At 63.0% G+C, this 1,210-nt stretch carries 2 protein-coding genes; both read left to right on the forward strand.

The window, feature by feature from the left end:
• Positions 1-971 (forward strand): aminodeoxychorismate synthase component I (locus tag RTX98_RS17875; RefSeq protein ID WP_312798150.1); only part of this gene is annotated, 971 nt, incomplete at its 5' end.
• On the forward strand, positions 920-1,210 hold a 291-nt coding region (locus RTX98_RS17880; protein ID WP_312798151.1), incomplete at its 3' end, for an aminotransferase class IV. The genes RTX98_RS17875 and RTX98_RS17880, both read left to right, overlap by 52 nt.

Below are 1,210 nucleotides of genomic sequence, written 5' to 3' on the forward strand. Positions count from 1 at the left end.
CCGGCTACCTCCTCGAACCCAAGCTGCGCCCGCTCCTTCCCGAGCGGCGACGCGTTCCGCTCTGTCTTTTTGGCGTGTTCGATCACCCGGCAGAGCGCGATCTCGCTCTGGAAGAGGCCCAGCCCACCAACGGCCCGATCTTCGACGCGCGCGCCGCATGGAGCGCCAAAGACTACCGCAAGCGCTTCGAGCGCGTGCACCAGCACTTACGCGAAGGCGACTGCTACCAGGTCAACCTCACCTTCCCCATCCACGCCCACTGGTCCGGCGATCCGGTCTCTGCCTTCGCAGCCCTGATCGCGCGCCAGCCCGTGAAATACGGTGCCCTGATCGATCTCGGCGGCCCGGTCATCCTGTCGCGCTCGCCTGAACTCTTCTTCGAGATCGACCGCGACGGCTGGATCGAAACGCGGCCGATGAAGGGCACGGTCCCACGCGGTAAGTCGCGCGATGAAGACGAAAAACAGCGACAATTCCTCGCCCAGGATCCGAAGAACAGCTCCGAAAACCGCATGATCGTCGATCTCCTGCGCAACGACATCTCGTTGATCAGCGAAGTCGGCACGCTCGATGTGCCCGACCTCTTCAAGGTCGAGACCTACCCCACCCTCCATACGATGGTCAGCCGCGTGCGTGCCAAACTGCTTGGTGACCGTACGGTGCGCGACATCTTCACCGCGCTTTTTCCCTGCGGATCGATCACAGGAGCGCCCAAAATCCGTGCCATGGAGGTCATCCGCTCGCTGGAAGCTGAACCGCGCGATGCCTATTGCGGCGCGATCGGCTGGATGGCGCCCGACCGCACGATGCGTTTCAACGTCGCGATCCGTACGGTCACTCTGCATCCATCCGGCGAGGCCGTTTACAATGTCGGCGGCGGGGTCGTGTTCGATTCCGGCGCCCAAGCGGAGTATGAAGAATGTCTGTTGAAGGCGCGCTTCGCCACCGGCTCGATCCCACGGACTGCCTGATCGAAACCTTCCGTTACGAACCCGATCACGGCTTCCTGCGCCTTGATCGCCACCTCGACCGTCTCGAACGCTCGGCCGCCATGCTCGGCTTTCGCTTTGATCATACGGCGGTGAACCTCGTTCTGTCCGAGCTTCTGCGCGATCGAGACGCGCTTCGTGTGCGCCTGACGCTCGACAGCGCCGGCAACCCGGAAGCCACCACGCAAGCTTTCATACCCCTGGCAAAGGACACGATCTGG

Origin of the sequence: Tianweitania sp., from assembly GCF_032053605.1 — a bacterium.
In the GTDB taxonomy this organism is placed as follows: domain Bacteria; phylum Pseudomonadota; class Alphaproteobacteria; order Rhizobiales; family Rhizobiaceae; genus Tianweitania.